The sequence below is a fragment of the Polynucleobacter sp. MWH-Svant-W18 genome, assembly GCF_018687495.1.
Taxonomy (GTDB): Bacteria; Pseudomonadota; Gammaproteobacteria; order Burkholderiales; family Burkholderiaceae; genus Polynucleobacter.
In genome coordinates, this window is record NZ_CP061293.1 from 293027 (window position 1) to 320013 (window position 26987).

Annotated in this window: 26 protein-coding genes; 23 read left to right on the forward strand and 3 right to left on the reverse strand. The window is 37.4% G+C overall.

Annotated elements, in window-relative coordinates:
* The first annotated feature begins 159 nt into the window (after positions 1 to 159).
* The 5 genes from C2757_RS01605 to C2757_RS09035 all read left to right on the forward strand — a co-directional run bounded on the left by C2757_RS01605 (position 160) and on the right by C2757_RS09035 (position 4743).
* Complete coding sequence (locus C2757_RS01605) at positions 160 to 1323, forward strand: O-antigen ligase family protein (protein ID WP_215375291.1); 1164 nt, start codon at positions 160 to 162, stop codon at positions 1321 to 1323.
* 173 nt (positions 1324 to 1496) lie between these two features.
* Positions 1497 to 2363: a Wzz/FepE/Etk N-terminal domain-containing protein gene (locus tag C2757_RS01610; RefSeq protein WP_215375293.1), complete on the forward strand. Its 867-nt coding sequence runs from the start codon at positions 1497 to 1499 to the stop codon at positions 2361 to 2363.
* Positions 2364 to 2477: 114 nt separating this feature from the next.
* Positions 2478 to 2978, forward strand: coding sequence for an SDR family NAD(P)-dependent oxidoreductase (locus C2757_RS01615; protein ID WP_251366805.1), 501 nt, complete (start codon positions 2478 to 2480; stop codon positions 2976 to 2978).
* Between the two features lie 188 nt (positions 2979 to 3166).
* The gene (locus C2757_RS01620) at positions 3167 to 4495 is read left to right on the forward strand and encodes a flippase (protein WP_215375297.1); all 1329 of its coding nucleotides are present in this window, start codon (positions 3167 to 3169) and stop codon (positions 4493 to 4495) included.
* Positions 4496 to 4620: 125 nt separating this feature from the next.
* Entirely contained in the window at positions 4621 to 4743 is a 123-nt protein-coding gene (locus C2757_RS09035) for a hypothetical protein (protein ID WP_256438128.1), read from the forward strand.
* Positions 4744 to 5012: 269 nt separating this feature from the next.
* Here the strand turns inward: C2757_RS09035 and C2757_RS01625 are convergent, their stop codons facing one another.
* The gene (locus tag C2757_RS01625) at positions 5013 to 5513 is read right to left on the reverse strand and encodes a class I SAM-dependent methyltransferase (RefSeq protein ID WP_215375299.1); all 501 of its coding nucleotides are present in this window, start codon (positions 5511 to 5513) and stop codon (positions 5013 to 5015) included.
* Complete coding sequence (locus C2757_RS01630) at positions 5438 to 5830, reverse strand: hypothetical protein (RefSeq protein ID WP_215375301.1); 393 nt, start codon at positions 5828 to 5830, stop codon at positions 5438 to 5440. Before C2757_RS01630 ends, C2757_RS01625 begins: the two co-directional genes overlap by 76 nt.
* Positions 5831 to 6127: 297 nt before the next feature.
* Here C2757_RS01630 and C2757_RS01635 point away from each other — a divergent pair, with 297 nt between their 5' ends.
* Genes C2757_RS01635 through C2757_RS01685 form a run of 11 tightly spaced genes read left to right on the forward strand, consistent with a single transcriptional unit; the run spans position 6128 to position 18187 of the window.
* Entirely contained in the window at positions 6128 to 7048 is a 921-nt protein-coding gene (locus C2757_RS01635; protein ID WP_215375303.1) for a glycosyltransferase, read from the forward strand.
* Complete coding sequence (locus C2757_RS01640; RefSeq protein WP_215375305.1) at positions 7045 to 8100, forward strand: hypothetical protein; 1056 nt, start codon at positions 7045 to 7047, stop codon at positions 8098 to 8100. Before C2757_RS01635 ends, C2757_RS01640 begins: the two co-directional genes overlap by 4 nt.
* Positions 8101 to 8107: 7 nt before the next feature.
* Positions 8108 to 9295 carry an EpsG family protein gene (locus tag C2757_RS01645; protein WP_215375307.1) on the forward strand — a complete coding sequence of 396 codons (1188 nt, stop codon included), beginning with the start codon at positions 8108 to 8110 and terminating at the stop codon, positions 9293 to 9295.
* Positions 9296 to 10852: a hypothetical protein gene (locus C2757_RS01650; protein ID WP_215375309.1), complete on the forward strand. Its 1557-nt coding sequence runs from the start codon at positions 9296 to 9298 to the stop codon at positions 10850 to 10852.
* Positions 10853 to 10864: 12 nt separating this feature from the next.
* Positions 10865 to 12547 carry a hypothetical protein gene (locus C2757_RS01655; protein WP_215375311.1) on the forward strand — a complete coding sequence of 561 codons (1683 nt, stop codon included), beginning with the start codon at positions 10865 to 10867 and terminating at the stop codon, positions 12545 to 12547.
* A complete protein-coding gene (locus C2757_RS01660; RefSeq protein WP_215375313.1) occupies positions 12540 to 12971 on the forward strand; it encodes a GtrA family protein in 432 nt (143 codons plus the stop codon). Before C2757_RS01655 ends, C2757_RS01660 begins: the two co-directional genes overlap by 8 nt.
* A 36-nt stretch (positions 12972 to 13007) precedes the next feature.
* A complete protein-coding gene (locus C2757_RS01665) occupies positions 13008 to 13706 on the forward strand; it encodes a glycosyltransferase family 2 protein (protein ID WP_215375315.1) in 699 nt (232 codons plus the stop codon).
* Entirely contained in the window at positions 13703 to 14326 is a 624-nt protein-coding gene (locus tag C2757_RS01670; protein WP_215375318.1) for a phosphatidylinositol-specific phospholipase C/glycerophosphodiester phosphodiesterase family protein, read from the forward strand. The genes C2757_RS01665 and C2757_RS01670 overlap by 4 nt, the downstream gene beginning before the upstream one ends.
* A gap of 2 nt (positions 14327 to 14328) precedes the next feature.
* Positions 14329 to 16383, forward strand: coding sequence for a uridine kinase (locus C2757_RS01675; RefSeq protein WP_215375320.1), 2055 nt, complete (start codon positions 14329 to 14331; stop codon positions 16381 to 16383).
* Entirely contained in the window at positions 16380 to 17135 is a 756-nt protein-coding gene (locus C2757_RS01680) for an HAD family hydrolase (protein WP_215375323.1), read from the forward strand. The genes C2757_RS01675 and C2757_RS01680 overlap by 4 nt, the downstream gene beginning before the upstream one ends.
* A 17-nt stretch (positions 17136 to 17152) precedes the next feature.
* A complete protein-coding gene (locus C2757_RS01685) occupies positions 17153 to 18187 on the forward strand; it encodes a class II aldolase/adducin family protein (RefSeq protein ID WP_215375326.1) in 1035 nt (344 codons plus the stop codon).
* Positions 18188 to 18329: 142 nt separating this feature from the next.
* Here C2757_RS01685 and C2757_RS01690 read toward each other — a convergent pair whose 3' ends face one another.
* Complete coding sequence (locus C2757_RS01690) at positions 18330 to 19712, reverse strand: hypothetical protein (protein WP_215375328.1); 1383 nt, start codon at positions 19710 to 19712, stop codon at positions 18330 to 18332.
* A 134-nt stretch (positions 19713 to 19846) separates the two neighbouring features.
* Between C2757_RS01690 and C2757_RS01695 the strand changes: the two genes are divergently transcribed.
* The 7 genes from C2757_RS01695 to C2757_RS01725 are packed head-to-tail and all read left to right on the forward strand — an operon-like array spanning position 19847 to position 26983.
* Complete coding sequence (locus C2757_RS01695) at positions 19847 to 20650, forward strand: glycosyltransferase family 2 protein (RefSeq protein ID WP_215375331.1); 804 nt, start codon at positions 19847 to 19849, stop codon at positions 20648 to 20650.
* Positions 20641 to 21660: an NAD(P)-dependent oxidoreductase gene (locus tag C2757_RS01700; protein ID WP_215375334.1), complete on the forward strand. Its 1020-nt coding sequence runs from the start codon at positions 20641 to 20643 to the stop codon at positions 21658 to 21660. Before C2757_RS01695 ends, C2757_RS01700 begins: the two co-directional genes overlap by 10 nt.
* Entirely contained in the window at positions 21657 to 22403 is a 747-nt protein-coding gene (locus C2757_RS01705; RefSeq protein ID WP_215375337.1) for a sugar phosphate nucleotidyltransferase, read from the forward strand. Before C2757_RS01700 ends, C2757_RS01705 begins: the two co-directional genes overlap by 4 nt.
* Positions 22393 to 24303 carry a lysylphosphatidylglycerol synthase transmembrane domain-containing protein gene (locus C2757_RS01710; protein ID WP_215375341.1) on the forward strand — a complete coding sequence of 637 codons (1911 nt, stop codon included), beginning with the start codon at positions 22393 to 22395 and terminating at the stop codon, positions 24301 to 24303. The genes C2757_RS01705 and C2757_RS01710 overlap by 11 nt, the downstream gene beginning before the upstream one ends.
* Positions 24290 to 24862: an HAD family phosphatase gene (locus C2757_RS01715; protein WP_215375343.1), complete on the forward strand. Its 573-nt coding sequence runs from the start codon at positions 24290 to 24292 to the stop codon at positions 24860 to 24862. The genes C2757_RS01710 and C2757_RS01715 overlap by 14 nt, the downstream gene beginning before the upstream one ends.
* Before the next feature lie 20 nt (positions 24863 to 24882).
* Positions 24883 to 25257: a GtrA family protein gene (locus C2757_RS01720; protein WP_215375346.1), complete on the forward strand. Its 375-nt coding sequence runs from the start codon at positions 24883 to 24885 to the stop codon at positions 25255 to 25257.
* Positions 25258 to 25264: 7 nt separating this feature from the next.
* Positions 25265 to 26983 (forward strand): hypothetical protein, encoded by a 1719-nt coding sequence (locus C2757_RS01725; protein ID WP_215375348.1) that lies wholly within the window; start codon positions 25265 to 25267, stop codon positions 26981 to 26983.
* Positions 26984 to 26987 lie beyond the last annotated feature (4 nt).

Here is a 26987-nt window from a genome sequence, read left to right on the forward strand (position 1 = left end):
GTGTTTGCCCGAAAATCTTACCTCTGGATGGTTGGTCTCTACATCTGTTTAGTGTTTAATGAGTTTATTAAAAGGCCGGTAGACTTTTTGGCACTGGCTTTGATCCTCTTTGGCCTGCCTCTAATTTCCTTGCAAAATGCCAAACTACTTTGGCAAACAATGAGAAGCTCAAAGGCCAATCAGTTAGTTACGGGCAGCTTGGCTATGATGAGTGCCTTATTTCTGCTGGGGACTGCAACTCAAATTCCGCAGTTAGATGGTTTGGTGGCCTTTGGCGCTCAGTATGCTGTTCATATTGGGCTAGCCATAGTTGCCTTATTAGTCATTCCACTAAATCAACGCAGTCTCCAATACTTTGCGAACGCTTGCATGATGGCACTTATCCTATTAGCCGCATGCGACTTAGGGTATCACGGATTACAAGTCCTGAACAATCAGCCGATTGGCATCGACTTCACGCATCGCTGGTTTGGCGACGGCTATGTGTTTCTTACTCCTTTTTTGTTGGCCCGTATATTTGGGGGCAATGGCCATTTGCACCATCAAAATATCAATCGACAATCCCTATTCTTGATGAGCCTCATGATTGGACTTTTATTAATAGTGATCATGTTGAGCGGGGGTACGGGCGCTAGATCAACTTATGGAATTTTGGCTTTAGAGCTACTATTTTTTATCAGCATTTGGATCTTGCGCAAAAGATCCATGACTCTTAGCGGCGAGCCTAAAAGAGTTTGGGTTGTAATAGGGCAGACAATCGTTTGGGTTCTTGTACTCGCTAGCGTTCTAATAGCCCTCCGTTTTTTGTTCTCTGTACTAGCCCCACATTTATTTGACGGCACCCTCAATCGCAGCCTGCAAATTGCGGATCGTGTCCAGAATGCTTGGTTGCCCGGTATTGATCTCATTATTCAGGCCCCATGGTTTGGCCACGGCTTTGGCAGGCTGGCCTGGGATAGTGCTTTTACCCAACTGCAATTAAATCACCCTCAGATTCAAAACGTTGAGAGCCCTCATAATTGGTTCTTAGCGAATGGTTTTTTTGGGGGTATATTTGCAGTTCTTGCGCAGCTTCTGTTTTCTGGAGCCGTGCTCTGGTCTTTGTATAAATCGTTTACCCGCTCTCAGCTAAGTCAACAGGCTCAATTGACTAAATATTGCATCCTAGGGCTAGCGGTAAGTTTCTTCAGCTTTTATTGCTTGCGAGGTCAAGTAGAGTTTACGATCTATAAATACCTTTGTATTACGCTGATAGGGTTTGGCCTTACTCAGGCTCTAGATTATCAATCTGAGCATGGCCAAAAATCCCAAAACCCCCTTTAAAATGAGTGATAGAGGCTAGTGAGACTTCAATGGCTGCCTATCGGGCTTCGAAAATTATGGAGCTGGGAAAATAAATGTGGCTAGTAGCCTGAAATAAGCCCCCTAAAGGCTCAATAAAGTTTTGGGTTAAGTTATTATCAATGATTATTTAATTAATAATAAATATCTGAAATATGGATAGTCTGACGCCAAACTCAAAAACTTCAACAATCCAAGCTCAAGACGAGTCAGAAATTTCCCTGCTAGACATCCTGCGCTTTTTAAAGGGCGCCTATAAAACGATTTTCGTTTTTGGTGTCCTCGGCATTGCCCTCTCCATTGCTTACCTGGCAATCACCCCTAAGCAATATGAAGCAACAGCCCAAATCGCGATGGCGCAAATCGGCACCGCTAACGTTAATGTGAATCCCCTAGGGACTAATATCGAGGAGCCCGCCCTCTTGGTTTCTAGGATGTCCCTTCCAACCAGCTATACGCCACAGACTATTGCTGCCTGTGGGCTAGACGATAGTGGCAATGCGGGAGCAATCCCAAGCAAAAGCATGAAGCTGGCCCCTGCCAAGGGCGCTGCCAACGTGGTCGAACTAAAGACCTTTGGCCCCTCCCAAGAAGCTGCTTTAAGCTGTGCAAACGCAATTTTTGAGCTGATTAAAACCACCCAGTCTCAAATTCTGATGCCCTATATTGAAGAGGCGAAGAGTAAGTTGGCTGATGATGAAGTGCGCCTTGCTAAAGCTAAGGATTTGGTGGCTAGGGCAGACAAGTCTGGCTCAGTCATGAGCGCTGCCTATCTGTCAACCAGAGACGAGATTCGTTACTACCTAGATGAGATAACCGCCTTAAAAAATGTGGTGACTAGTAGTCAAAACCGCATGACCCATTTGGTCGCCCCAATCTATGCGAGTGATTTGCCGATCTCCCCCAAAAAACGCATGGCTTTAGCTGGCGGTCTCTTTGGTGGTCTCTTTTTGGGCTTACTGATTGCGCTGGCAAGGCAGGTAATTACCAGGATTAAGGGCTATGCGGATGGGGTCTTATGATGGTAGGCCAATTGCAAACTGGGGCCCGGGATCGGGCATTAGCGGGCTTAAGGTTTCAATTGGGTGTTAAGTAAGTCGTTTTCAATCTAATAACCAAAAGTAATCTTTGTGAATATGCTATTGACCGGTGCTGCTGGGTATATTGGTAGTCATGCCGCAGTAGTGCTATCGCAGGCCGGTCACGAAGTGGTGTTGTTGGATAACTTTTGCAATAGCCAAAAAAGTGTTTTAGAGCGACTCCAGAAAATTTTAGGTAAAGCCTTGCCTTGTATTGAGGCAGATATGCGCGATGCCGATATTGTTGAGAAGGTGTTACGCGAATACGATATTGACGCTGTGATCGACTTTGCAGGATTAAAGACGGCGGGCGAATCTGTAGCAAACCCTGTATTGTATTACGCTAATAACGTACAAGGTTCAATTAGTCTTTTGCAAGCGATGCAAAAGGTCGGCGTTAAAACCTTAGTATTTAGTTCTAGTGCGACGGTTGATGGTGAGCCTCAGTACTTACCATACGATGAAGACCATCCAACAAAACCCATGAATCCCTATGGCCAATCTAAGTTGCAAGTTGAAGAAATTCTGCGGGATTTAGCTGCCTCCGACGCTGACTAGGAGCTAGAATATAAGAGGTTCTAAATTTAGAAATATTTAGGTATCAATACATTACCCCATCTTTTGAGAAAAAAAGTTCTTAAGCCCCAAAGTACTTGATGATTTAATAAATTTATAAAGTCTATCAACTTCATGATGTTCTCGACATTCTTAAAAGATATTAAATTATTACTTTTGGCGGAAATAGAATGACGTTAAAAACGCAGGATCCTTGGTGGCTGAAAATAATGCCACTCTCTTTGCGAAAATCATTAGTCGGGCGAAATAATTTACATGCCATGCTCCACAACATTGGTTGGCTGTTCCTTGATAAATTGTTGCGGGCTTCTTTGGGAATTATTGTCGGTGCATGGATCGCAAGATATCTTGGTCCAAGTCAATTTGGTAATTTATCGTATTGCATCGCATTTATTGCCATATTCCAGGCTATTGTGAGTCTTGGTCTGGATGGGATTGTTGTTAGGGAGCTGGCTAGCCATAAAGACAACCAAAATGAAATGCTGGGTACAGTGTTTTGTATGCGGATTCTGGCAGGTTTAGTTTGTTGGTTTTTTGTTGTGCTTGGGTTCGGCATGATAGATGGATTTTCTAGCAATAGCTTCCTCATCGTAATGATACTAGGCGCAAGCTTAATTTTTCAGGCATCAGACACGGTAGATCTCTGGTTTCAAAGTCAAAGTCAAAGTCGTCGAACGGTAATTGCAAAATCATGCGCATATTTGGCTTCAAATATTTTTAAAGTATTTCTGATTTTAATAGACGCCCCATTAGTTGCCTTTGCGATAGCAATTGCTTTAGAGTCAGCACTGAATGCGCTTGGGTTATTTATCGCTTATCGCAGATTTCCTATGAATAATAGTTGGAAGAATCAATTCCAAAGATGGGGTTTTCTACTCCATGAATCGTGGCCATACATTCTGAGCAGTCTAGCAATAATGGTTTATATGAGAGTAGACCAAATTATGGTCAAAAATATCTTGGATGATTCTGCTTTAGGTCTTTATGCTGCTATGTTGCCAATATCCAGCATTTGGAATGTTATTCCAATGTTAGCGTGCATCAGTCTCGGTCCATATATGGCGAGAAAAAAGCTCGAAGGCATAAAGTATTTTAATGCCTCTCTATTGCTGGTGTTCAGATTATTCTTAGCTATGAGCATAGGAATTTCAATTCTTATTGCTATTATTGCGAAGCCGTTACTAGTTTTGCTTTACGGATCCTCGTTTGAGGCAGCAGGTGATATTTTAAGTATTTACGTATTTACTAACGTTCCAATTTTCTTGGGGCTTGCTCAAGGTATTTGGATACTTAATTATAAAAAATCACATGTAATGCTTTTCCAGACTTTTATTGGTGCGTCAGTATCCGTCATGGGAAATTTATTTTTAATTCCAATTTTAGGGTTGCAGGGAGCTGCAATCACGGCAGTATTTTCTCAATTGTGTTCAGCAGTCCTTGTGAATATTATTTTTTCAAAGGATTTATTTTTTATGCAGCTTGGGATAAAGAGGCAATAAAAAATATGATCATCAAATTAGTCTAAGTTTATTGATTTCGCAAAATTCTCACCGCCGTAGGCACAGGCTTTTTAGGCGTCCACCTAACTGAGAAGTTCCTTTAAAAAAGTAATGATGTAATGGGAGTGGATAACTACTTCACTACCTCATTTATTGCCCAATCCTTGTTTAGAGCAAATGATGAACTCAGAGCAGGGCTTACTTGCCCAGTCAATATTGGCAATCCTGGTGAATTTACGATGCTGTAATTGGCTGAAACGATTCTCAAGCTCTCCGGTAGTAAATTTAAGATCATTCATCAGCCACTGCCATCAGAAGATCCTAAGCAGTGTCAACCGAACATCGAATAAGCTAAAGCAAAGCCTGGTTGGTAGCCTAAGGCCCATCTTGAGGACAGTCTAAAAGAGACGATTGCTTACTTTAAGAAGGTTGTGGGGTAAGTGCATTGAGTAAGCTTGAATTAAAAATAACAGCTTGACTTAAGTTTGTTTGGTTTTAGTTAATTGCAAGTGGGCAATTAACCAACTTTCTTTGTAAACCCAACCAGATGGCTAACGCTATTCTTTGAGCCTAGACTCCCCAGCAATTTTTTTAAAAATGATTTTGTAATTCTTGCGTAATTTAATAATAGCGGCCATTTTTCTGGTAAGGGGTACATTTGTGGAAAAAATTGATATTTTATTTCTAGAAGACCGGCTGTTTTTAATGCAAGATTTAATGATCTTTCCGTAAAAAAATGTAAGTGAGACTTTGTATCATATGCAATTGTTGATGACTCTTCGGATTTTCCAAGTGGTGTTGAGAGAAAAATGAAGCCACCCTGGGTGAGTTTGCCGCTTAAGTTTTTAAGTGTTGTTATTGGGTCTTCGAGATGTTCTATGACTTCGATCATATAAATTAGATCCACTTTTTCCTTCAGATCTTCAATTTTTTTAATGTGAGTTAATTGATATTTGGAATAAAGTTCAGAGCAAATGGGGTTGGATTCAATGCAGTAAATAACACACTTATCGCCCAAATTTTTTTAATAGATCTTGAGATGTGAGCATTTCCAGCTCCAAAATCAAGAAGTTTGATTGGTAAACTATTTTTAGCTAAACGCTTGTTAAATAATTTAAGCAGTCTAATATTTCTCTCGTTATAAATACGTAGAAACTCATCCGATTCGTCCTCAATATTTGTGGCGCGTTCGCAAATGCCCTGAGCTTCTTTTTCAATTGGCGTAAATAAGTGGCCACATATTATGTTGGAGCATTCGTAAATACTCTTTTTATGTTTAGAATTAAAAATAAACTGAGCAGGGAAGCTACATATTGGACATTTTTGGTATTGCATTTGTTGCCTCGATTAAAAATAGCATTCAATTATAATGTACAGGTACGTTGAATGTTTAATCTTCCATTTATCTATGCCAATTAAATTAAGTGGATCATAGTCCAGAAAAAATACATGTCCTATTTATATCATTTTAAAAATCCTAGACGTTTAATTGGGCTAGTAATTATGCGCTTAAACACCTGGGTTGAGAGAGCTAGGCGAAAGCGATTCTTATATCAGGGTAATGTTAACAAAGTTTCGACAAAGCATGGATCTATACGAATACTACTTTGCTATAACCGTGTATCACACCATATGGCTGAATTTGTAAATATTGCTTTGCGGAAACGTTATCCAAATATTGAGGTTTTTGGTTGTGGACCTAATAATGAATTTCATATTTCAGATGGGCCCAGATCGCACAAAAAGATTGCTGAACTAGCTAATCGACTAAAGGTGGATGTATTTTGGGAGATTGAAAGCGGCCATGTAAGCAAGGAGTTTCAGTTTATTAGAACTTTCCCACCAATTTCAGCTATTAAATTATGGTGGGTTAACGATAGCCACCAATTTCTTGATTTAATGGTTGCGAAGGCGCCATATTTCGATAGAGTTTTTGTTTCTATGAAGGACGATGTTCAGGCCTTTGGTAAAAATGCTTTCTGGCTTCCAGGGAGCGCCTCATTGGATGTGGCGCTAGATTTCAATGTACCACGAGTTCATGATATTTCTTTCGTCGGATCTTTGGATTCAGTCCATTCAAGGCGCGTTGAAATGATAAATAAGCTTAAGGTGGATTTTCCACAAATAAATATTAAAAATAATTTATTTATGGATGATATGGCCTTTGAGTACAGCTCCACCAAAATTGTTTTTAATCTGAGTCTAAATCGCGATTTAAATTATAGGGTTTTTGAGGCGCTTGCATGTGGCGCCCTACTTTTAACAGATCGGATTGGTAACGGTCTTTTAGATTTATTTGAAGATGGAAAGGACATTATTGTTTATGACACTTATGAGGACCTTTGTCAAAAAATTAAATATTACCTACAGCATGAGGATGAGCGAAAAGCAATAGCAAAATCAGGACAGTTAAAAGTTAAAAAATACCATACTGTTGATAACAGAGTTGATGCGGTTATTAATCAATTGTCTGATATATTTAATGAGAAATATGGACTAGCGCCCAATCATTCCAGTTTTATTAGTAGTAATTCGTCGAAAGCGCTTTCATGAAAAAAGATAACCCCATTCAGTTGCATTTTTGCACTTCACTCGGAGTAAGTAGTCTTCCTAAGCTTTTGGCTCTTTATTGGTCCTTATTACGCCATAGTGCAAATCCATTTGTTTTTTGGATTCTATGTGATGGCGATGAGGTCTATCGGCTTTTATTCAAACTAAACTTAGAGCACGTCCGCCTGGTCCCGCTAACAGAGTTTGAAAAAACTGATATTGAACTTTATTCGGTTAAGCGTGATAGGGATGTGTTTGAATATAACTGCACTCTTCGACCTTGCTGGATGCTTTACCTACTCTCATGCAACTCTGAAATTCAATTTCTGACATATATGGATACGGACCTGTACTTTTTTTCAGACCCCCTATGCCTATACGATCAACTTGATAATTGTTCTGTATTACTGTCAGAGCATCGATTTTCAAAGCTAGCTACTAGGTTGGGTATGACCCCTAAGATTTCTGGAGTTTTTAACGCTGGATGGCTTACTGTAAAAAATGACAAAATAGGGCATGAGGCTTTGCTGTGGTGGCGAAAACGCTGTCTAGAGTGGTGTCGACGTTTTTATGAGGACGGTAAATTTGGCGAACAAAAATATCTTGAAAGTATGCCGGAACTGTTTCAAGGGGCTGTAGCATTGAATAGACTCGGTGGAAATGTTGCGCCTTGGAATGTAAGCGATTACCTAGTATCGGCAGATGAAATCAACCGAGTGTATGTTGATAATGAGCCACTGATTTTCTTTCATTTTCATGCATTGCAGATGGAGGGAGAGTTTTCTTTCAAGGTGGTCAGGGAGGTTGGTAAAAATGTGGTTCAGCTAACCAACCCAAGTTATGTACTTAGCGGCAGGCAAAAGCAATTAATCTACAAGCCCTATATTGCAGAAATGAAAAGAGCAATAAGACTGGTTCGGGATATTCGATTTAATAAAGAGGAAGTGACAATCGAGGAGGATGCTGAGTCTTCATGGAATTTTAAAAAAATGATGATCAGGACAAAGGCCCAATTAACGCGTTTAAGATCAATAATACTTTATATGACTTTATAATCATTAGATGTTGTTGCTAAATCCCATTAAATTAAAAAATATAAGGATAAATATATCTTTACTGGGATTATTAATACCCATTTTCAGTCTAGCGCTACCAGCCATTTTTTTAAATATAGTTTTTTTAATTTCTGGATTTATTTTTATATTAAGGAGAGGTTTAGTTTCATGTATTGCCTATTTATTTTTTGGGATTTCTACTCTTATTTCGGTGTATTCTTCAAGAAAAATATATGCAACTAATGGCGATGACTTTATTCGATATTATGAAAATTATGAATTATGTAGCAATACATTAAGTGCTTGTATGCAAAATAAAGGATCAGAGTATATCCTTTATTTTTTATACTGGATCCTTCCAGAGAGTTTACAGCCAATTCAGTTATTATTTATTAATTCTACAATTATTGGCTTGGCTACATATTATGTTATTATATCTAGAATTGATAAAAATAAAACAACTTTAAATCTGTTGTTTATATTATTTAATATTTTTTTGGTAAGTGGCGCTTTTTTTTGGGGTACTCAATTTACTAGGGCCGCTTTAGCATGTTTATTTTTGTGTTATTTTTTAATCAATAAAAAAATAATATTATTTTTCCTAGCTTTATTTACTCACTCCACCACCTTATTGGCATTTATTATTGCTTTATCGGTTAAATATCGTGTAATTTTTTTTGGAAGCTTTTTTGCCTTAATTATTATATATTTAGATAAACAAATATTATATAAAGTTATAGATTTAATACCTCATTTCCTTGTAGAATTGGAGTCAAAAACTATTTTCTTGAAGTTGAATATTAATGGTGATAACATTGATTTAAGTAAGGATATATTATCGTCACTCCCTATTTATTTTCTAGGCTATTGGTACAGCAGGAGCGGATTATTTGCTCATGCTTGGATTTTGATGGCAGCATCCCACATTTTTCTCTTTAGTTTTCCACTCGTTGCTATAAGACTCTATTTGATAATTTTTTTTAGCGGGCCAATGTTGATTGCCTCCATAATAGATTTTAAAAAAATTAAATTGGCATCCAATGAAAATCATATTATGATTTTTTTATTATTCCAAATATACGTAATATTAGTACTGTTATATAGAATCTATTATAGGTATCTTATGGGTCTAGATAGTGACTTCGGATTATTCAGCACCTATTCACCATTCTTGCCATTGATTTATAAATTCTAAATGAGGACATCGCCATATCTTAACAATAAAATTTCTATCTTATTGTTTTCCCTATTAATTTTTATAAAACTATTGATAAATCCTCACTGGGGATATGACGAATATGGAGCAGTGATAACTTACATTGAATTGGATGATCCCGCAGTTAAAGCAGTCTATTCTGAGTACTTTAGTCATTTAATTCAAAATGGTAATAAATTAGATTGGCTTAAAGATTTTTTTCTTTATTTATTCGTAGTTCCACTAAGGTGGACCTATGCCTTAGGACTAAGTCCGTGGCTTAACTTTGCTAGAATCTCGGCTGTTAATTGGGAGTACCTAAGGATATTTTTACTATTTCCATATTTCTTGCTGTCCATTTTGGGTCTAGTGCTTGTTCAAAGGTCTGTTGGATCCAATAGGACTGCCTCATTTTACTTTGTTGCCCTAATCTTATTATCAGCACCATTTACGCATTGGATCTTAACCTTTACATCATATTCCTATCATCTATTTTGCTTCGGCCTACTTTTAAATGCCTATCTAAAAACCCAAAATAATGCATGTGGAAAGTATTTCAATATTTCATCAGTAGCGAATTCATTGGTTGTGTTGTTTAATTATCAATATTTGGCTATCGTTTTTATTTTGGGAGTTAGTAATTTTATTGAAAATCCAAAAGATTTTTTTACTAAATCAAGGTATAAAAATTGGGTTATGCCTTTTATTTTTTGTCTATCGTCTGTGATTTTTTTACTTCTTCGTAGCGTAATCTCTGGCAAACATACTTCACCAGCATATGCTGCCCTCCCTGATAAAATTGAAGGTGATTATAATTTTTTAAATCATATTTCCGGAGTAAACCAAGTTTTAGATTTTCTGATCTTGAGTTTTTTTGATGTTATTAATTACTTTTTTGAATTAAGATTATCTTTATTTTTTGGCATATTAATTGCAATATTTTTAATATTAACAATTATAAAATTATATGTTTCAAATAAAAATAAATTAATTATAAAGTTTTCTATCATATTTATAATTGGTCAATATATTCTATACTTAAGCGGTGTAGTTCCGCTATCGCCAACAAGACATCAATTAATTTTATTTTTGCCAATAATTCTTTTGATATCTGTAGCACTGCAAGGTATATTTGATGGTTTTAGTGCATATAAAATGAATTTATTAATTCCTTTTATATTTCTTTTATTTGGCGCTTTATACCAGATTGATCACATTATTAAAATGCCAAGAGGCACTTCATTAAACTCCCTTGAGAGTGCACTTTACTCCCAGGGGGTGCAGTCATTGATATTGGCTCCATGCGATTTTGAGCCTATACTCCATCAGGATATTAGGGTTAAATACGATCCGCTCTATAGATGTGGACCTAAAATCTTTAAAACTTTAGATCCAGCACTTGATCGCATTGCTGTTTGGTCTCTGGTACCGCTGGATCTATCTCTTATCGCCTCCTATGTGAAAGATTTTAGTTCTGAGAAATGGTTCATTCAGTCTTACGATGGAGCTCAACAGTTCGGTAATATTGGCTTTTTATATATTGCTATAAAAAAATAAATATTTTCTTTTATGCAAATAGTCATTCCCATGTCTGGTTTCGGCGAGCGCTTTCGACGAGCTGGCTATACGATTCCAAAACCGCTTATTGAGGTTGATGGTAGGCCAATTATTGGGCATGTGATTGATTTGTTTCCAGGCGAAACAGATTTTATTTTTATATGTAACAAAGAGCACCTCGATAATAGTGATTATCAGATGGCTCAAACCTTAAGCAAACTTTGCCCTTCGGGTCGAATTGTGGGGATTCCCCCCCATAAGTTAGGGCCTATTAATGCGGTGCGACAAGTAGAGCACTTGCTTGATCCAAATCTTCCCGTAGTGGTGAATTACTGTGATTTTTCCTGCTACTGGGATTGGAGTCATTTTAAATCCTTTGTGTTGCGAACATCTTGTGCTGGGGCAATCCCAGCGTATAAAGGGTTTCATCCGCACACTTTAGGCGGTACAAACTATGCATATATAAAGGAGGAGCCCTGTAGGCAGGGTGTTGTGTCATGGGTCGCCGATATTCAAGAAAAGCAACCCTTCACCGATAATCGCATGCAAGAGTTTGCTTCTAGTGGAACTTACTATTTTTCTAGCGCAAAAATCATGAGCGAGTCATTTAGGGAAGTTATGGTGCAAAACCTCAGTGTAGGCGGCGAGTTTTACGTTAGCCTTGCTTTTAAGCCCATGTTAGCTCAAGGCAAGAAAATCGCAGTGTATCCTTTACAGCATTTCATGCAATGGGGAACGCCAGATGATCTCTCGGAATATAACTCTTGGTCCGCCACATTCAAGCAATTAAAAGCCCATCAGGAGGCGCCTTCTGTCTCTGGTTCATTGGTTATTCCGATGGCAGGCATGGGTAAGCGTTTTGCTGATGAGGGTTATAGCCTCCCAAAACCCCTGATCCCTGTCTTTGGGAAAGCCATGGCAGTACAAGCAATCACAGATTTACCTCGCTCCAAATACCAATCCCTTGTATTACGAGCTGATATGCCGGGGCTCACTGAAATTAAAGAATCTCTCAATGCGAAATTTCCTGAGGCAATTTTAACTATGGTGCCTGAGATCACTGAGGGTCAAGCATGCACGGCACTCATTGGATTGGATGCTCTAGAGAAAATAGATGCTAGTGATTTATCGCCCATTACTTTTGGTGCTTGCGACAATGGCGTATTGTTTAATCAAAAAGCTTACCAGGCACTTATTAACAATTCTGATATTGATGTCATCGTTTGGGGTGCTAGAGGTCACACCAATGCTATTCGTAAGCCAACTATGTTTGGTTGGATTGATGCAAAAGATGATGGATATATCAATGCTATCTCTGTTAAAACACCTTTAGCCTCACCGGTGACGGACCCAATTGTCATTGGTACTTTCACCTTCAAAAAGGCGAATGAAGCAAGGAGCGCCATTAACAGGTTGATTGCCCGCGATGGACGCATCAATGGCGAGTTCTATTTAGATTCTTGTATTAATGATGCAATTGCCATGGGCCTACGCTGCTATCTGTTTGAAGTTGATAGCTTCATTTCTTGGGGGACTCCCAATGATCTCAAAACGTTTGAATATTGGCAGTCATGTTTTCATAAATGGCCTCATCATCCCTATAGTCTTAAACTTGATTCTAGGGTAAGCCAATCTGCCTTTGAGGGGCTAGCTATGCGTTTTGCACCGCTAGCGCCATCGCTATCACATGATTAGACGCGAAATAGCTATCTTTTTGGTCGTAGGAATACTTACAGTAGCCATTGATTTTTCAGTCTATTACAGCCTAATTTATTTGGGATTCGACAGTGTGAATATCGCCAAAGGTATGGGTTTTATCGGAGGTTCCATATTTGCTTATTTTGCTAATCGCTTTTGGACGTTCAAAGACCAAGATACTCGTTCCGGAAGCATCCTTAGATTTGCCATGGTTTATATCGTTGGCTTGAATGCCAATGTTTTAATCAATCATTTCAGTATTTTCATGTTCAATCATTTCGCTGGCCACAATGATTATTCAAGAGTGATTTTTTGTGCATTTGTATTGGCAACGGGGATATCTGCTGCCCTAAATTTTCTGGGAATGAAGTTTTTTGTCTTCTCGAGTCGATCCAGGGCTTCACCTTCTTTTCCGGCCTAATGCTTGTTTTTTCGTTAATCTTTTAAATTCCCCCTTGTGAATCTTTCTCTCATCATTCCTTGTTATAACGAAGTAGAGAATTTGCCGCTCTTATTGGAGCGCTGCTCAACTTTATCCGATAAATCTGATATTGAAGTAATCTTAGTAGATAACGGCTCTACTGATAATAGCCCTGAGGTGCTTGAGAAGCTTCTTCCGAGATACCCGCACTGCCGTGCTGTTCGTGTGCCAGTGAATCAAGGCTATGGTTTTGGTATTTTATCGGGACTCAATGCCGCCAAGGGAGACGTATTGGCTTGGACACATGCAGATATGCAAGCAGACCCTAAGGACGTTCTGAGGGCTTTTGAATTTTTCAAGCTTCATGGCAATCATATTTACGTCAAGGGTCAGCGCATTAAACGCCCTTTAGTGGATGTTTTCTTTACCGCCAGCATGAGTGTATTTGAAACCTGTCTATTGCAAACTAAGCTATGGGATATCAACGCTCAGCCCAATATGTTCTCTAAAGAATTTTTTGAGAGCTGGCGAAATCCACCGCATGATTTCTCTTTAGATTTATATGTCTACTTTAAAGCCCGTACTCAAGGTCTGCCTGTTTATCGTTTTCCCGTAGAATTTGGTGAGCGCGCTCATGGAGTTTCCCACTGGAATGTTAATTGGGCATCAAAAATGAAATTTATTCGCAGAACTATCGACTTTAGTTTTGAGCTAAAAAAGAGGCTGTCCAAATGATGTTTATCTCTCATCGGCGCAACACGATTGAGGAATTAAATGCTACGCCACTAGAATTTGGTGTTGAGGTAGATATTCGCTCGAATAATGGACGCTTAATTATTCATCATGATCCACTCAAGGAGGGGATCGATTTTGAAGGATGGCTTAAATGCTATAAACATCAAACCCTAATCCTCAATGTCAAGGAGGAAGGTTTGGAAGCTCGCCTCATTGAGCTTATGCAGAAATACCTTATTTCGGACTACTTCTTTTTAGATCAGTCCTTCCCTTTTCTAGTTAAGTGGTCTAAGTTGGGGGAGCGTCATTGCGCTGTTCGCGTTTCAGAATTTGAATCGATTGAAACTGCGCTTGCCTTGGCGGGCGAGATTGATTGGGTTTGGGTTGACTGCTTTACCCATTTTCCCCTTTCTAGCGAAGATGCTAGAAGATTGAAGGGCGCTGGCTTTAAGCTTTGTTTGGTCTCGCCGGAGCTGCAAGGCAGACCATTTAGTACGGAAATTCCGTTACTAGTTAATTTGTTGCATGAGCGATCTATTTGTGCGGATGCCATTTGTACGAAGCAAGCTGAATTATGGAAAGAGTGTCTTAAGAAAATAGCGATAAGAGGTGGGCAGTAAATATGAAATTAGTCCTGAGCTACTTCAATAATCCGCTATTTATTTCCGGAATGATGCTAAGGCTTTCTTTAATTGCTTTTGTGCTGCCTGCGCCTGTTAGTGACTGGTATGTCCCATTTCTAAGCAGTAGTATTGGCAACTTTTCCTTGGACCCGTGGCAAGGATGGCTTGCTCAAGGTGGAGTCCCAATTGCTTTTCCATATGGCTATACGATGTGGCTATTTTTACTCCCCTTAAGCCTATTTTGCAAAGCGGTATCAATTCCCGTGATCTATGGTTATGGTTTTAGCCTGGTTGTTGCTGATTTTGGTTTACTCATACTGTTGCGTAAATTGTTTAATACCAAAGAGGCAATGCTACTAGCGATCTACTGGCTCTCCCCCATTAGCTTGATTGCAAGCTATTGGCTTGGCTATAACGATATCGTGCCAGTATTTTTATTGGTATGGGCTATTTACTGCATGAAAGAGCGCCGCCTTGGCTTGTCTGGCATTTTACTGTTTGCTGCCATCTCCGCTAAGCTAAGCATGGCCTTAAGTCTACCTTTCTTTCTAGTTTATCTTTTTCATAATCGCGCTTTACGTCAGATGTTCAGTCGCTTTCTATCTGGGGTTGCAGCGGGTTTTTGCCTCTTTTTCTTACCATTTTTATGGTCTAACGCTGGCTTATACATGCTCGCAAGTAACCCTGAGTTAGAAAAAATCTACCAACTTTCAATCAGCCTGGTCCGCAATACCGTAGTTTATTTGGTGCCACTATCTTATCTTCTTATGCTTTATGTGGCTTGGAGAGTTAAGCGCATGAATTTTGAACTCTTTAATGCCTTTTTATGGATAGCATTTTTATTGGTGGTCCTGTTGACGCCAGCATCGCCGGGCTGGTTTATTTGGATACTACCGTTACTTGTAGGCTATCAAGTCTCTAGCGATCGAGCTGCGATTTATATCACATCACTTTTTTCAATTCTTTATGCTTTGAGTACAATACTCTTTACTGGCGCACATCAACTTGACTTTATCTTACCTGCACTGGGGATAACCAACCTTTCTTTACCAAGCACTCGCCTAGCCTCCTTAACTCATACTGCTCTCGTAGCTACAGGTATTGTTTTAGCAGTGCGCATTTGGCGCGAGACTATTAGTCGAAATGATTTTTTTAGACTCAGTCGCAAGCCTTTTGTGATTGGCATAGCAGGAGATTCGGGTGCTGGCAAGGATACCTTTTCAAATGCTATCAGCAACCTTTTTGGTTCGCATTCTGTTGCTGCTATCTCTGGTGATGACTACCACTTATGGGATCGTCATCAACCTATGTGGCAGGTTATGACACATATTAATCCAATGGCTAACGATCTAGAGAGTTTTGCCATAAATTTAATTTCGTTAACCGATGGCAGATCTATTCAGGCAAGTCACTATGATCACAATACTGGGAAGATGGGTCGGCCATTTACAGTTCGTAGCAACGACATTATTATTGCTAGCGGACTACACGCCCTATATCAGCCGATTTTACGTGAATGCTATGATTTGAGTATCTATTTAGATATCGATGAAGAATTACGCACTTATTTCAAAGTGCAACGCGATGTGAACATGCGTGGCTACACAATAGAGCGCGTTCTCGAGACGTTAGCCAAACGTAAACCAGATTCTGAAAAATTCATCAAACCACAAGCAGCCTATGCAGATCTAGTTTTTAGTTTGCACCCAATACACTCTACGACTCTCTTGCAGGCAAGTGAGCAAAAACCTCCACGATTAAAGCTTGTGATTAAATCTCGTCATGGCTTTAATGAAATCTCGCTAAAACGCGTGTTGATAGGTATTTGTGGATTGCATGTTGATATGAGTACTAATCATGAAGCATCCGAGATCAACCTGAGTATTGAGGGGGAATCAACGGCGGAAGATATCAAATTGGCTGCTGTTCTTATTTGCCCTCGAATCTTCGAATTTTTGGATCTTGAGCCTCAATGGCAAAATGGGGTTCTTGGCCTGATGCAGCTCATCACTCTATCCCATATCAATCAAGCACTTACTAGAAGATTCATATGATTAAAATCAATGCCCAAAATCGCTTTACAAAACTGCCTAATGCCGTTTTGTTTGATACCGACAACACTCTTTACCCATACGATCCGGCCCATGCAGCTGCGCAACAAGCCATCAAGGAAAAAGTAATGAGTACTTTTTCTATTGGCGCTAAAGATTTTGATACGGCCTTTTGTGAGGCACGCAAACAAATTAAAGCTCGTCTGGGTCTAACTGCATCGTCACATAGCCGCTTACTTTACTTGCAGCGTATGTTAGAAATTATGGGATTAGGATCTCAAGTACTACTGGCACTTGATTTTGAGCAGACCTATTGGCGCACTTTTTTAGCCAATGCAACCCTTTTTAATGACGTAAAAGAAGTGCTGGATGATCTTCGTCTGCTGGGAATCCCAACTGCAATCGTGACTGATCTGACTGCGCAAATACAATTTCGTAAAGTGGTTTATTTCGATTTAGACCGCTATTTCAACTACATTGTGACGAGTGAAGAAGCTGGGTTTGATAAACCCCATGAAGCCCCTTTTCTAATAGCTTTAGAGAAAATGCAGCCTAAGGGTAATTGTATTTGGATGATTGGTGATAATCCAATTAATGACATTCAGGGCTCTAAAGAAAAAATTAATGCGGTGACCCTGCAAAAAATACATGATGGTGTTGAGTTAGGTAGGGGTCCCAATACCCCTGATGCTAGCTTTACCGATTTTAAAGATCTACGTCATTTGCTAACCAAAATAGCTAGCGTAACTGCTTAAAGACAGACAATCTATTTATGACAATGCTTGAGCGAGATATCAAAAAACTCTGCACAGCGCTTGGTAGGGACCCTCTTCTCGTCCAAGGGGCTGGTGGTAATGTGTCCTGGAAAGAGGGTGATACTCTCTGGATCAAGGGATCTGGCACCTGGTTGGCTAACGCCGAACAAGATGACATTTTTGTCCCAGTTAAATTGCCTGAGCTATCTTGCGCTTTAATGGTTAAAGATTTTAATGTACGCCCACAGCTGATTTGCGAGCATACTCTGCGGCCATCAATCGAGACTACCTTGCATGCCCTGATGCCCCAAACTATTGTGATACATCTGCATGCTATACATGCTTTGACTTATCTTATTTATAAAGATAGTCAAAAAATTATCAGTGAGTTATTTGATAAAATAACAGATGAGAGGCTCCATGTTGCTTTTGTTCAGTATCACAAGCCGGGACCCTATTTAGCGCGAGCGGTACAAGAAGCACTAATAAACAAGCCGAATGCCAACATCGTCTTTTTAAAAAATCATGGAATTGTCATTGGGGCAGACACCATTGGTGAAATAAAAAAATTACTTGATGCATTGTTAGCAATATGCGCCCCAGAAGAGTTTCAGAATAAAGAATTAAGTCAGCAAACATTACCCAATGTTCCGCATGAGCTAACAGGGGAGTATGAATGTTTTGCGGATATTAACGTCCAAGCCCTCGCAATTAATTTAGATCTTTATAAAAGATTAGAGTCAGATTGGGCGCTCTTTCCTGATCACGTTGTATTTCTTGGCCCCAAAGCATTTACATATTCTTCTTGGGATCATTTTTTGGAATCCCAAAAAGAATGTCATCAGCCGCCAGAACTGATTTTTATTAAAAAAATTGGGGTTTTTAATAAAAAGAATGGCTTTAGTTTGGCCAAATCAGTTCAATTGCGATGCTATTACGATCTATTGAGTTATATAAAAAACGATGCAAGTTTGAGCCCATTAAATGCTGATGAAGTGGAAGCGTTATTAACTTGGGATGCTGAGAAACTTAGGCAACAAATGTCAAAGTAGGGGTGAAAGTAGGCTGGATACAAAAAATAATCAGCCCAAAGTTAAGAGTATTTAATTAAAAAAATTCATTTACATGGTAACTTATCATCTTAATGATTAATTAAAAAAAATTATTAATAGATGAATTTGATATTCAACTACTTTAATCAGAGTAGAAAATAAACACCTGATCGCTACAGGATCCGTAGTAATTAAGCTTTACTTTTTTACCCAAAGATTCAAGGTTGTATGGATTTTGTATATTATTTCTTGAAAATAATATTATCGTTGGTTCATCACCAATCTCAGATCCCAAATGAAGTTTTTCTGTGTGAGTTGGAAATAGTTTTTTTGTCCTATATCCAAAATCTAGTTTATTAATAATTACTTTTGATTCAATATTTGGAATGGAATTTCTCAGGCAGGCTTCAGTTTCATTTAAACCTCTATAGAATTCAATCGAACTCATTTTCTCTGAAATTTGCCTACTTGTATAAATAATATTTTTGTATGAATTAAATCCTACTATCAATACTAATAGAAATATGAGAGCTCTAGTCTTGCCTGAATTGATGCAATTAATTTTATAATCAGAAAAACAAACTATCAGCGCTGGAATAAAGGGAAACCAATACCAAACATACATTGTATTTGTTGAAGAAGTTAAGATTATTGAAACAACAAAAAAAGCATAAAAAATAATAATATTAAGTTTATTGTTTTTTTGAAATAAAACAAATGTAAGGATTACTAGTAAGAGCGGATTTAAAAACATTTGCGAAAAAGAGCCTAGCATTACATTATCCCAAGCCCAGTTCAATGAAAATAAATTGGCTCCAATTTTTTCCAAGGAAATTTTATTGAGGATGCCGCTTGAAATATCACCACTTACATTGCTTGAGGATGTTAAGTGCATTAAATAAAGATCGATATTTAATGGATTGGATAGCCATAATCCCAGAGCAAAATATAATATATAAATTGGGAATTTCTTTGCGGGAACTTTAACTTTCAATATGAGTAATAAATAATAAAATAAAATAAAAGGGGCTATAGTTATTTTAATTCCCAAACCCAGTCCTAAAAGAACGTTAGATAATTTTAGTTTTCTGTATTTCAAGCAAAGCAAAGACAATGTGCAAATAAATACAATTAAAATTTCAGGGCCAACTAGTTTTCCTGTCCAAAATGCATATGGAAATGAAATATATAATAAGAAATATATTAATCTCCCAATTTTATCTTCAATTAATATAGGAATTAATAATACTGGCGTTATAAAAAATAATAAAAATACTAATCTTATTAAAATTTTATAGTGAAATATTTTTAATAAAAACCAATAGATTGAGCCGTAATCAATTGGTGGGGGCTGCCTATCTAAAAGACTAAAGCCATGAGAGACTCCAATATAATTAAGTTCATCTGGAACCATGCTTAAGGTATTTGCAAAAATAAATACTTGAAAAGTGATATATATAATCAATAGTATTAAAAAATATTGATCAAAAATATTTTTTGAAAGACTTATTTTATCTTTTATCATTTGTAATGCTGATTTTATCTATGAATGTTGAAATATAATATGTTTTATTTTTTAATAATTTAAGCGATTGTATTGCAAGAATTCATTTGGGTCCTAGATTTCTGGGCCATAAGCAAACTTTTATAAAACTATCGATGGAAAATTTTCTTCTTGTTGTGCCAACTTTTAATTGTGAAAAGCAAATTTCTAGGGTTGTTGAGCAATTCGCTTTATGTGGCGCCTCTGTATTCAAGGAAATGATCATTATCGACAATAGGAGTGAGGATGGCACCATTGAGGTCTCAAAGGCAGCAATTGAGCGATTGGCACAATCTAAGATCTCAATTTATTTAAATGATAAAAATTTTGGTCTTGGCGGCTCTCATAAGGTAGCTTTTAATTACTGCCTTTCCATGGGCTATGACGGAATAGTCATATTGCATGGTGATGATCAGGGAAGACTGATGGACATAATCCCTTATATTTTAGATCCGTCATTCCCTGATGATCAGTGTTTATTGGGCGCAAGATTTATGTCGAATTCTAAAGTGTCTGGCTATAAAAAAATACGAACTATTGGGAATATTATTTTTAATATCTTATACACCATGGTTACAAGGTCTAAGGTCTATGACATGGGCTCGGGCCTAAATTTTTTTAGCTCGAAAGTTATCTCTAGCTTTGACTACAAAAAAATGCCAGATGATTTAACGTTTAATAATGCATTCCTGCTTGCGCTTTTAGCTAACCGCCAAAAGATAAATTTTTTCCCCATTTCTTGGCGCGAAGAAGACCAGGTATCAAATGCCAAGTTGTGGAGTCAATCGTTGAGATTGCTCAAATATCTTACCCTGTATTTGCGTAATCCATCGCTTTTGATGAGCACTGATTTTTCGAATCCATCTAATAAGTTTTATTCATCAAGTAGAGTTCCAATGTTAGGTGAGATATGCAAATAAAGATTGTTATTACCGGTGGTGCTGGTTTTATTGGCTCACAGCTTGCTGCCAAGCTTGTTGGTTTAGGTGGTTATGAGGTTGTAATTATTGATAACTTAGCCGATGGGCACGTTGATAATCTGCTTAATAGCAGAGGATTAATATGTCCCTTGGTAGTAAAGGATGTAAGAAGTGGTGGAATAGCAGATGATATTAATGGTGCAGACGTTGTAATTCACCTTGCTGGCACTTCATCGTTACCACAATGTCAAGTTGATCCAGCCTTTGCATACGATAATAATGTTACTGGTCTTGCAAATTTATTGGAAATTTCAAGAAGAGCTAATGTGAAAAGAGTCATATTCTCATCAACTTCCGCAGTTTATGAAAATAATATAAAAATACCTTTTTCCGAGATGGATCATGTGCATCCAAATCTAATTTATGCTTCAAGTAAGTTGGCAGGTGAGCAACTCTGCAAATCTTTTGCAGAGACTTACGGTCTAGATGTTGTTGTGGCGCGATTTTTTAATATTTTTGGCGAGCATCAAGATATACATAGAGCAATGCCACCTTTCATATCTTATTTAGCAAAGGAGGCATACTTTGGAAGAGAGCCAGTCCTTTTTAATAACTCAAGTAGCTCAAGAGATTATGTATATGTTGATGATGTTTTGGAGTGCCTAATGCGTATGATGGGCGCGCGCACTAAATTTAAGGGTGATATTTTTAATGTTTGTACTGGAATTGCATACTCAGTGCCGCAGATCGTTGCCTTGTACTCAAAAATTTCAAATAAAAAAATAATCCCACTCTACAAGGATGCAAATCAATTTTGGGATAAGTTTCCAGCATTATTTGCTGCTGATGGTTTGAAACTAAGCAGGGATCGAATTGAAGCTGAGGTGTATAAGAATTCGGTTGGAGATATTCAAAAGACTTATGATTTTTTTGGTTTTAAAGCATCCACAACTTTAGAGGCGGGGCTTAAAAAAGTTTACGAATTCTCTTTGGCTAATTTGGCAAAATGAATCTCGTAATAATGGCTGCTGGTAGGGGTAGCCGGTTTTTGCATAGAGGTATCTATACGCCTAAGCCTATGGTTAAGTTTTTGGGTAAGCCACTTTTTTGGTGGGCCACCCAAAGTGCGCTCACAGGTGCCTCATTTGCTAGTCTTCATTTTGCTGTATTACGCGAGCATGTTATCAGTCATGCAATAGATAAGGCAATCTTGGCATGCTACCCAAGCGCCAATATTAAGGTGATTGATTCACTTACAAATGGTGCCGCGTGTTCTGCGGCGCAGGTTGTTCAAAGTTTTAAAAACATCAATAGCCCAGTGGCATTTGTTGACTGCGATCTCGCCTTTTCATTTTTAAAATTCCAACCCTTATCATCATCTTTAATTAAAAATTGCGCTGCAAATTTGTGCGTATTTGAATCCGTAAATCCTGCATACTCTTATATTAAGCTTGATGGTTCGGGTAATATTACTGGAACGGTTGAAAAAAAAGTGGTGTCAAGGTATGCAATTGCAGGCCTATATTTTTTTTCAAGCATTAGATGCTTTTTAGACTCATACAATTCATATTGCAGTCAATCACATTACCCTGAGTTATATATGAGTGGAGTATTCAATGAGATCTTAGCGCGTGGCGGGTTAGTTGAAAGGATCCCGCTGCTAACACACGTTTCATTAGGAACTCCCGAGGAGTTGTTGATTGCTGAAAATAATGCAATTAATCTGCCAGCTTGGTTTAGTTATGAAGATTGATTTTTTTGTCATCGGAGCAATCTTATTTTATCTGGGGCTTATGGTCAGGGGAGTTAGGTGGCAATTACTTCTGCCGGCAGATGGAGTTCTTATAAAAAGTCGATTAGTGCTCTATTGCTCGATAGGTGGGCTAGTTAATGGAATTCTACCCTTTCGGGTTGGCGATCTTCTTAGGGCGACATTACTTTCAAAATTTGAAAATGTTCGGATCATATCCTCTTTAGCCTCAGTCTTTATTGAGCGGATGACAGATTTGGCCGTCCTTTTATTGATTGTAGGCCTATATAAAATGTTTTTTAACGGAACGCTAAATGGTGGGGATATTTTTATTGCAATGGCCATCTTGCTTGGGCTCTACTGGGTTGCAATTAGTTTTAGTAAGCGCTGCAGAAAAATTGTCTATTTATTTTCCTCAATTTGGAATGAGCGGATTAAAAGTTTAATTTTAGATTTTTTATGGACAATCATCAATCAAATAAATCATGCTCGATTTTTGACATTCAGATATATCTCACTAACAATAATAATGTGGACCTTATATGTGTCTTCATATTTCTATTTTTACAAGTCACTTCAGATTTCACCATTTATTGAAGTATGGGATCTATTTCATGGTGATCCAATACGTGAGGCATTAAAGACGAATCTCATTTTTGGGGGGTGGGACCTGGTAACAACATTATTAATGCTTTATTTGCTTTTACCGGTTTTATTAACGAGTATATTTTTGATGCTCAGAATCGAGTTAAGACGCAGACTTGGCAATTTGAAGTTACTTAACGCCGCTTCTTCTTTTACAACAATGGTTGCAGACGGAGTTCCAATGGCATTTTCGGGATCCCAGGCTTACCAGAGGTTTTTAATAGCCTATTTCTCTGGCGAAAATACTCCAATAAATAGATTAGGAGAGGCTAAGACTTTCGATGCTAATTTGACAATTACCAGATTATTTTCCGGAGGGTCCGGAGCTGTAACTGCAGTTGTAGAGGCTAAAGGACATCTAAGTATCATGAAAATGGCTGAAGGAGAGTTGGCCTCAAAGCTTATCTCTGAATATGAGTGGCTTAAATCTACTGCAACATATCTCCCGGTAGTAAATGTTCTTAAAGTCGAAGTTTTAAAAAATTTCACCTCATATATGATGCCATATGAACCGGGAGCTTTAGATTTATATGAGTGGTTACATACAGCCCATATAAATAAGGGCAAGAGTATTATGATTCAAATTATTGACTCAATATCAACTTATCATAAAAATAATTTGAGGCAGCAGGATGAGTCGATCCAAAATTTATTGCAAGAATATTTAAACGAAAAGTTAAGAAAAAATTATTTTTACACAAAATCGATGCTTGAGAACTTTTTTAATTTAGAAAGTTTTTTTATCAACGGGGATAAGTATTCATTTGAGGAGTGGGATTTTTTATTAGATTTTGATAGACTAAAAACGTTTTTTTTGAATACCCAGCAATCTGATATTCATGGCGATCTCACTATTGAAAATATTATTATGAGACCTGATGAATCGTGGATGCTGATTGATCCAAACCCGCTCACTTCATACAAAAGCCCGCTAATGGATTGGGCGAAGCTGTTGCAGTCCTTAAATATGGGTTATGAATTTTTAAATAGACAGAGTAATTGTGATTTTGATTCTCGATCTATTAAATTTATTAGTAACAAATCACATGTTTATCATGAGTTACACAATATTCTAATAGAGCGATTAAATTTTGAATATGGCAATATCGGTGTGAGGGAAGCAAAGCTTCATGAAATAATTCACTACCTTAGATTGATTCCATATAAATTCAAAAAAAGCGAGGAAGGTGGAATGCTTTTTTTTGCAGTTACATGCAAGTTAATAAGAGACTTTAAGGTCACATATGCCATTACTTGAGGCGGTACTTGTGGATTTTGATGGGACTTTGGTGGATAGCGAGTTGGCAAATGCCAGTGCTTACGCATCTGCACTAGAGGAATTTGGTTTTTTAAAGGAGGCTAGCGAGATTATCGGAGTGATTGCCGGAAGACACTGGAGTCAATTTTTGCCAATTATTATGGGTGAGCATTATTCGGTCGAAATCGGTAAAAATATTTCGGAATTGAAGAGAGAAATTTATCCAACTTTTTATGCTGAGATAACACTAAACCTTCCTCTATTAAGTCTTCTGGAGACATTGAAGAAAACAATTCCAATTGCAATAGTATCAAATAGTACTCGAGAGTCTATTTTGAAAATCCTCAATTTTTTAGATATTGAACATATTTTTGATCAAATAATTTCTGCAGATGATGTCAGTAGGCCAAAGCCGGAGCCAGATATGTACGAATATGCACTGAAGCAAATGGGTGTATCTGCATCCGGGTCGCTAGCTTTTGAGGACAGTACTACTGGTTTTTTAGCTGCTAAAGCGGCTGGAATACCCTGTATAAATTTCTCCAGCTATAACTTTTAGGGTATTGGATCCGATAGTTAATGATTCTATTCATAAAACGGATTATTAAATTTGGCTTGATTTCAGGAATGGGCTTTATTTGTGACTTATTAGCGTACTTTCTCTTTTTAAGTGCAAATTTTGATCCTTTTAATGCAAATATTTTAAGTTCTGCTTTGGCGGTAAGTTTTGTTTATATGGTTGCTGGGAGGTTTATTTTTATAGAAAATAAACTGACATTGGTTAAGTATATTTTTTGGTTACTATATCAGTTGATAAATATTATTTTATTTTCATTTACAATATCAATGTTAGTTAAAATAGGCATACATCCAATTATTTCAAAGCTGATTATCATACCTTTTAGTTTCCTCTTAAATTATATGGCTATGAAATTAATTTTAAATAAAGCCTAATTTAATTATGCTTAATTCTTTGAAAGAAAGGTACTTAAATAACAGCAATTTATTAAATATATTGCTATCTGTGATGTATTTAAGTATTACCTTGATTTTTCTATATCTCTCTATTTTAGCTAATAGCGATCTTTTAGGTGGAAGACATGAATTATTTGTGGATGAAAGAATTACCTTTGATGGCGTAAAAAAAATTCTCCATCCAATCAATTTTAAAAACTTTTTATGGTCAATCTTAAACGGCGGTGATCAAAGGTATGGAAGGATTCTTTGGAATTCAATTGCTTTTTTTGCATTTATTCCGGATTTAATTTTCGGATCTTCAGGCCAAATATTTTCCGGGCGAATACTTCAATCTTTTTTGGTAATATCAACATGCCTAGTTTTTTCGTTTGGGCTGCTTAGGACTTGGCTATTTAGGATAATCTTAGCGCTTTCTTTGTATACATTGCCATATGTTGATTACTACGCAACAATGCCAAAGCCAGAGCCCCTGCAGACATTATTTTTGGCTATATTTATTTTATTTTTATTTAAATATAAATTTAATTTTGGTTGGCATTATATATTTGCTGGGCTTGCTTTTGGAGCGAAAATTTCAACCTTATTTCCATTGGTTGCAATAATCCTATTTTCCTTATACACATACAGATTTAGCAGCAGGTATTTTAGAGTTTATCTTGTGACTACAGGATATTTTTTAATTGGCCTTGCAGTTGCAGTGCCTATTTTAATTCCGCCAATACTATTTATTATTATCGGATTTTATATTACTTTAAAGATTAATAGAGAAATTAATATTAAACCCCGAAATTTTTTATATTTAATATTATTAACTATCACTTCAATATTAATCTTCTATAATAATGGTATTCATGCTTGGTTAAACGGCACTTTTTACAATACTAGTCATGGCGCCGATAGATTGAGTACTGGCTTTATCGAGTGGATCAATTACTTTCTTGATGTGTGGTTTATTTCACCAATTACTACAAACATTGCATTAATTACATCATTATTCATTTTCCTTTTTTTGGGAAATTCAAGATTTACTTTTGCAATAATATTATCTGGTTTTGCATCGATTTTTGGAATATTTTTGTTCTCACATCGACTTTGGGGCTTTTATTTATATCCTGGAATGGTTATTTTAATATTTGGAGTTTTATTGGCGATTGAAAATAAATTTTTGGTTTATAAAAGTTATTCCTTTAGACTTCTTAGTTTTACTGCCTCAATCATTTTTTTATGTTTATTTTTGCAAATTATTTTTATTTACTGGATGCCGAATACTATAAAAAACTTTTATGTTTTGAGTGCCAGAACTAAGAATCAAGACTATATTTTTGATAGCTTGTCTTATGCGGAAGCCATTGAGACTTTGGGAAATTTAAGTCGCGAAAAGGGACGCCCAATAAATGTTATGTATTCGCCTGCACTATTTTGGGTTGAGTCAACTGCTAATTTCACTACCGAAGAGTTTTGGGGGCCCTATATAAGGTGGAGTGAGCCTTTTGATGCAGTTTTTTTGCATCGTGACAGCACGCCGCAAGGTCCAAAATTTCCAGTGGATTCCCCTCTTTATCAAAGCTATTTATATGAGCAGCAAGGTTATAAAGACCATGTTGTATTTGAAAGAGGGGCATCATGCAATCTAAAGCCGTGTTTTTATCGTGCATCCACTATGCCTAATGGTGGTCAAATTCTAATTTACATAGGCAAGTAATTTA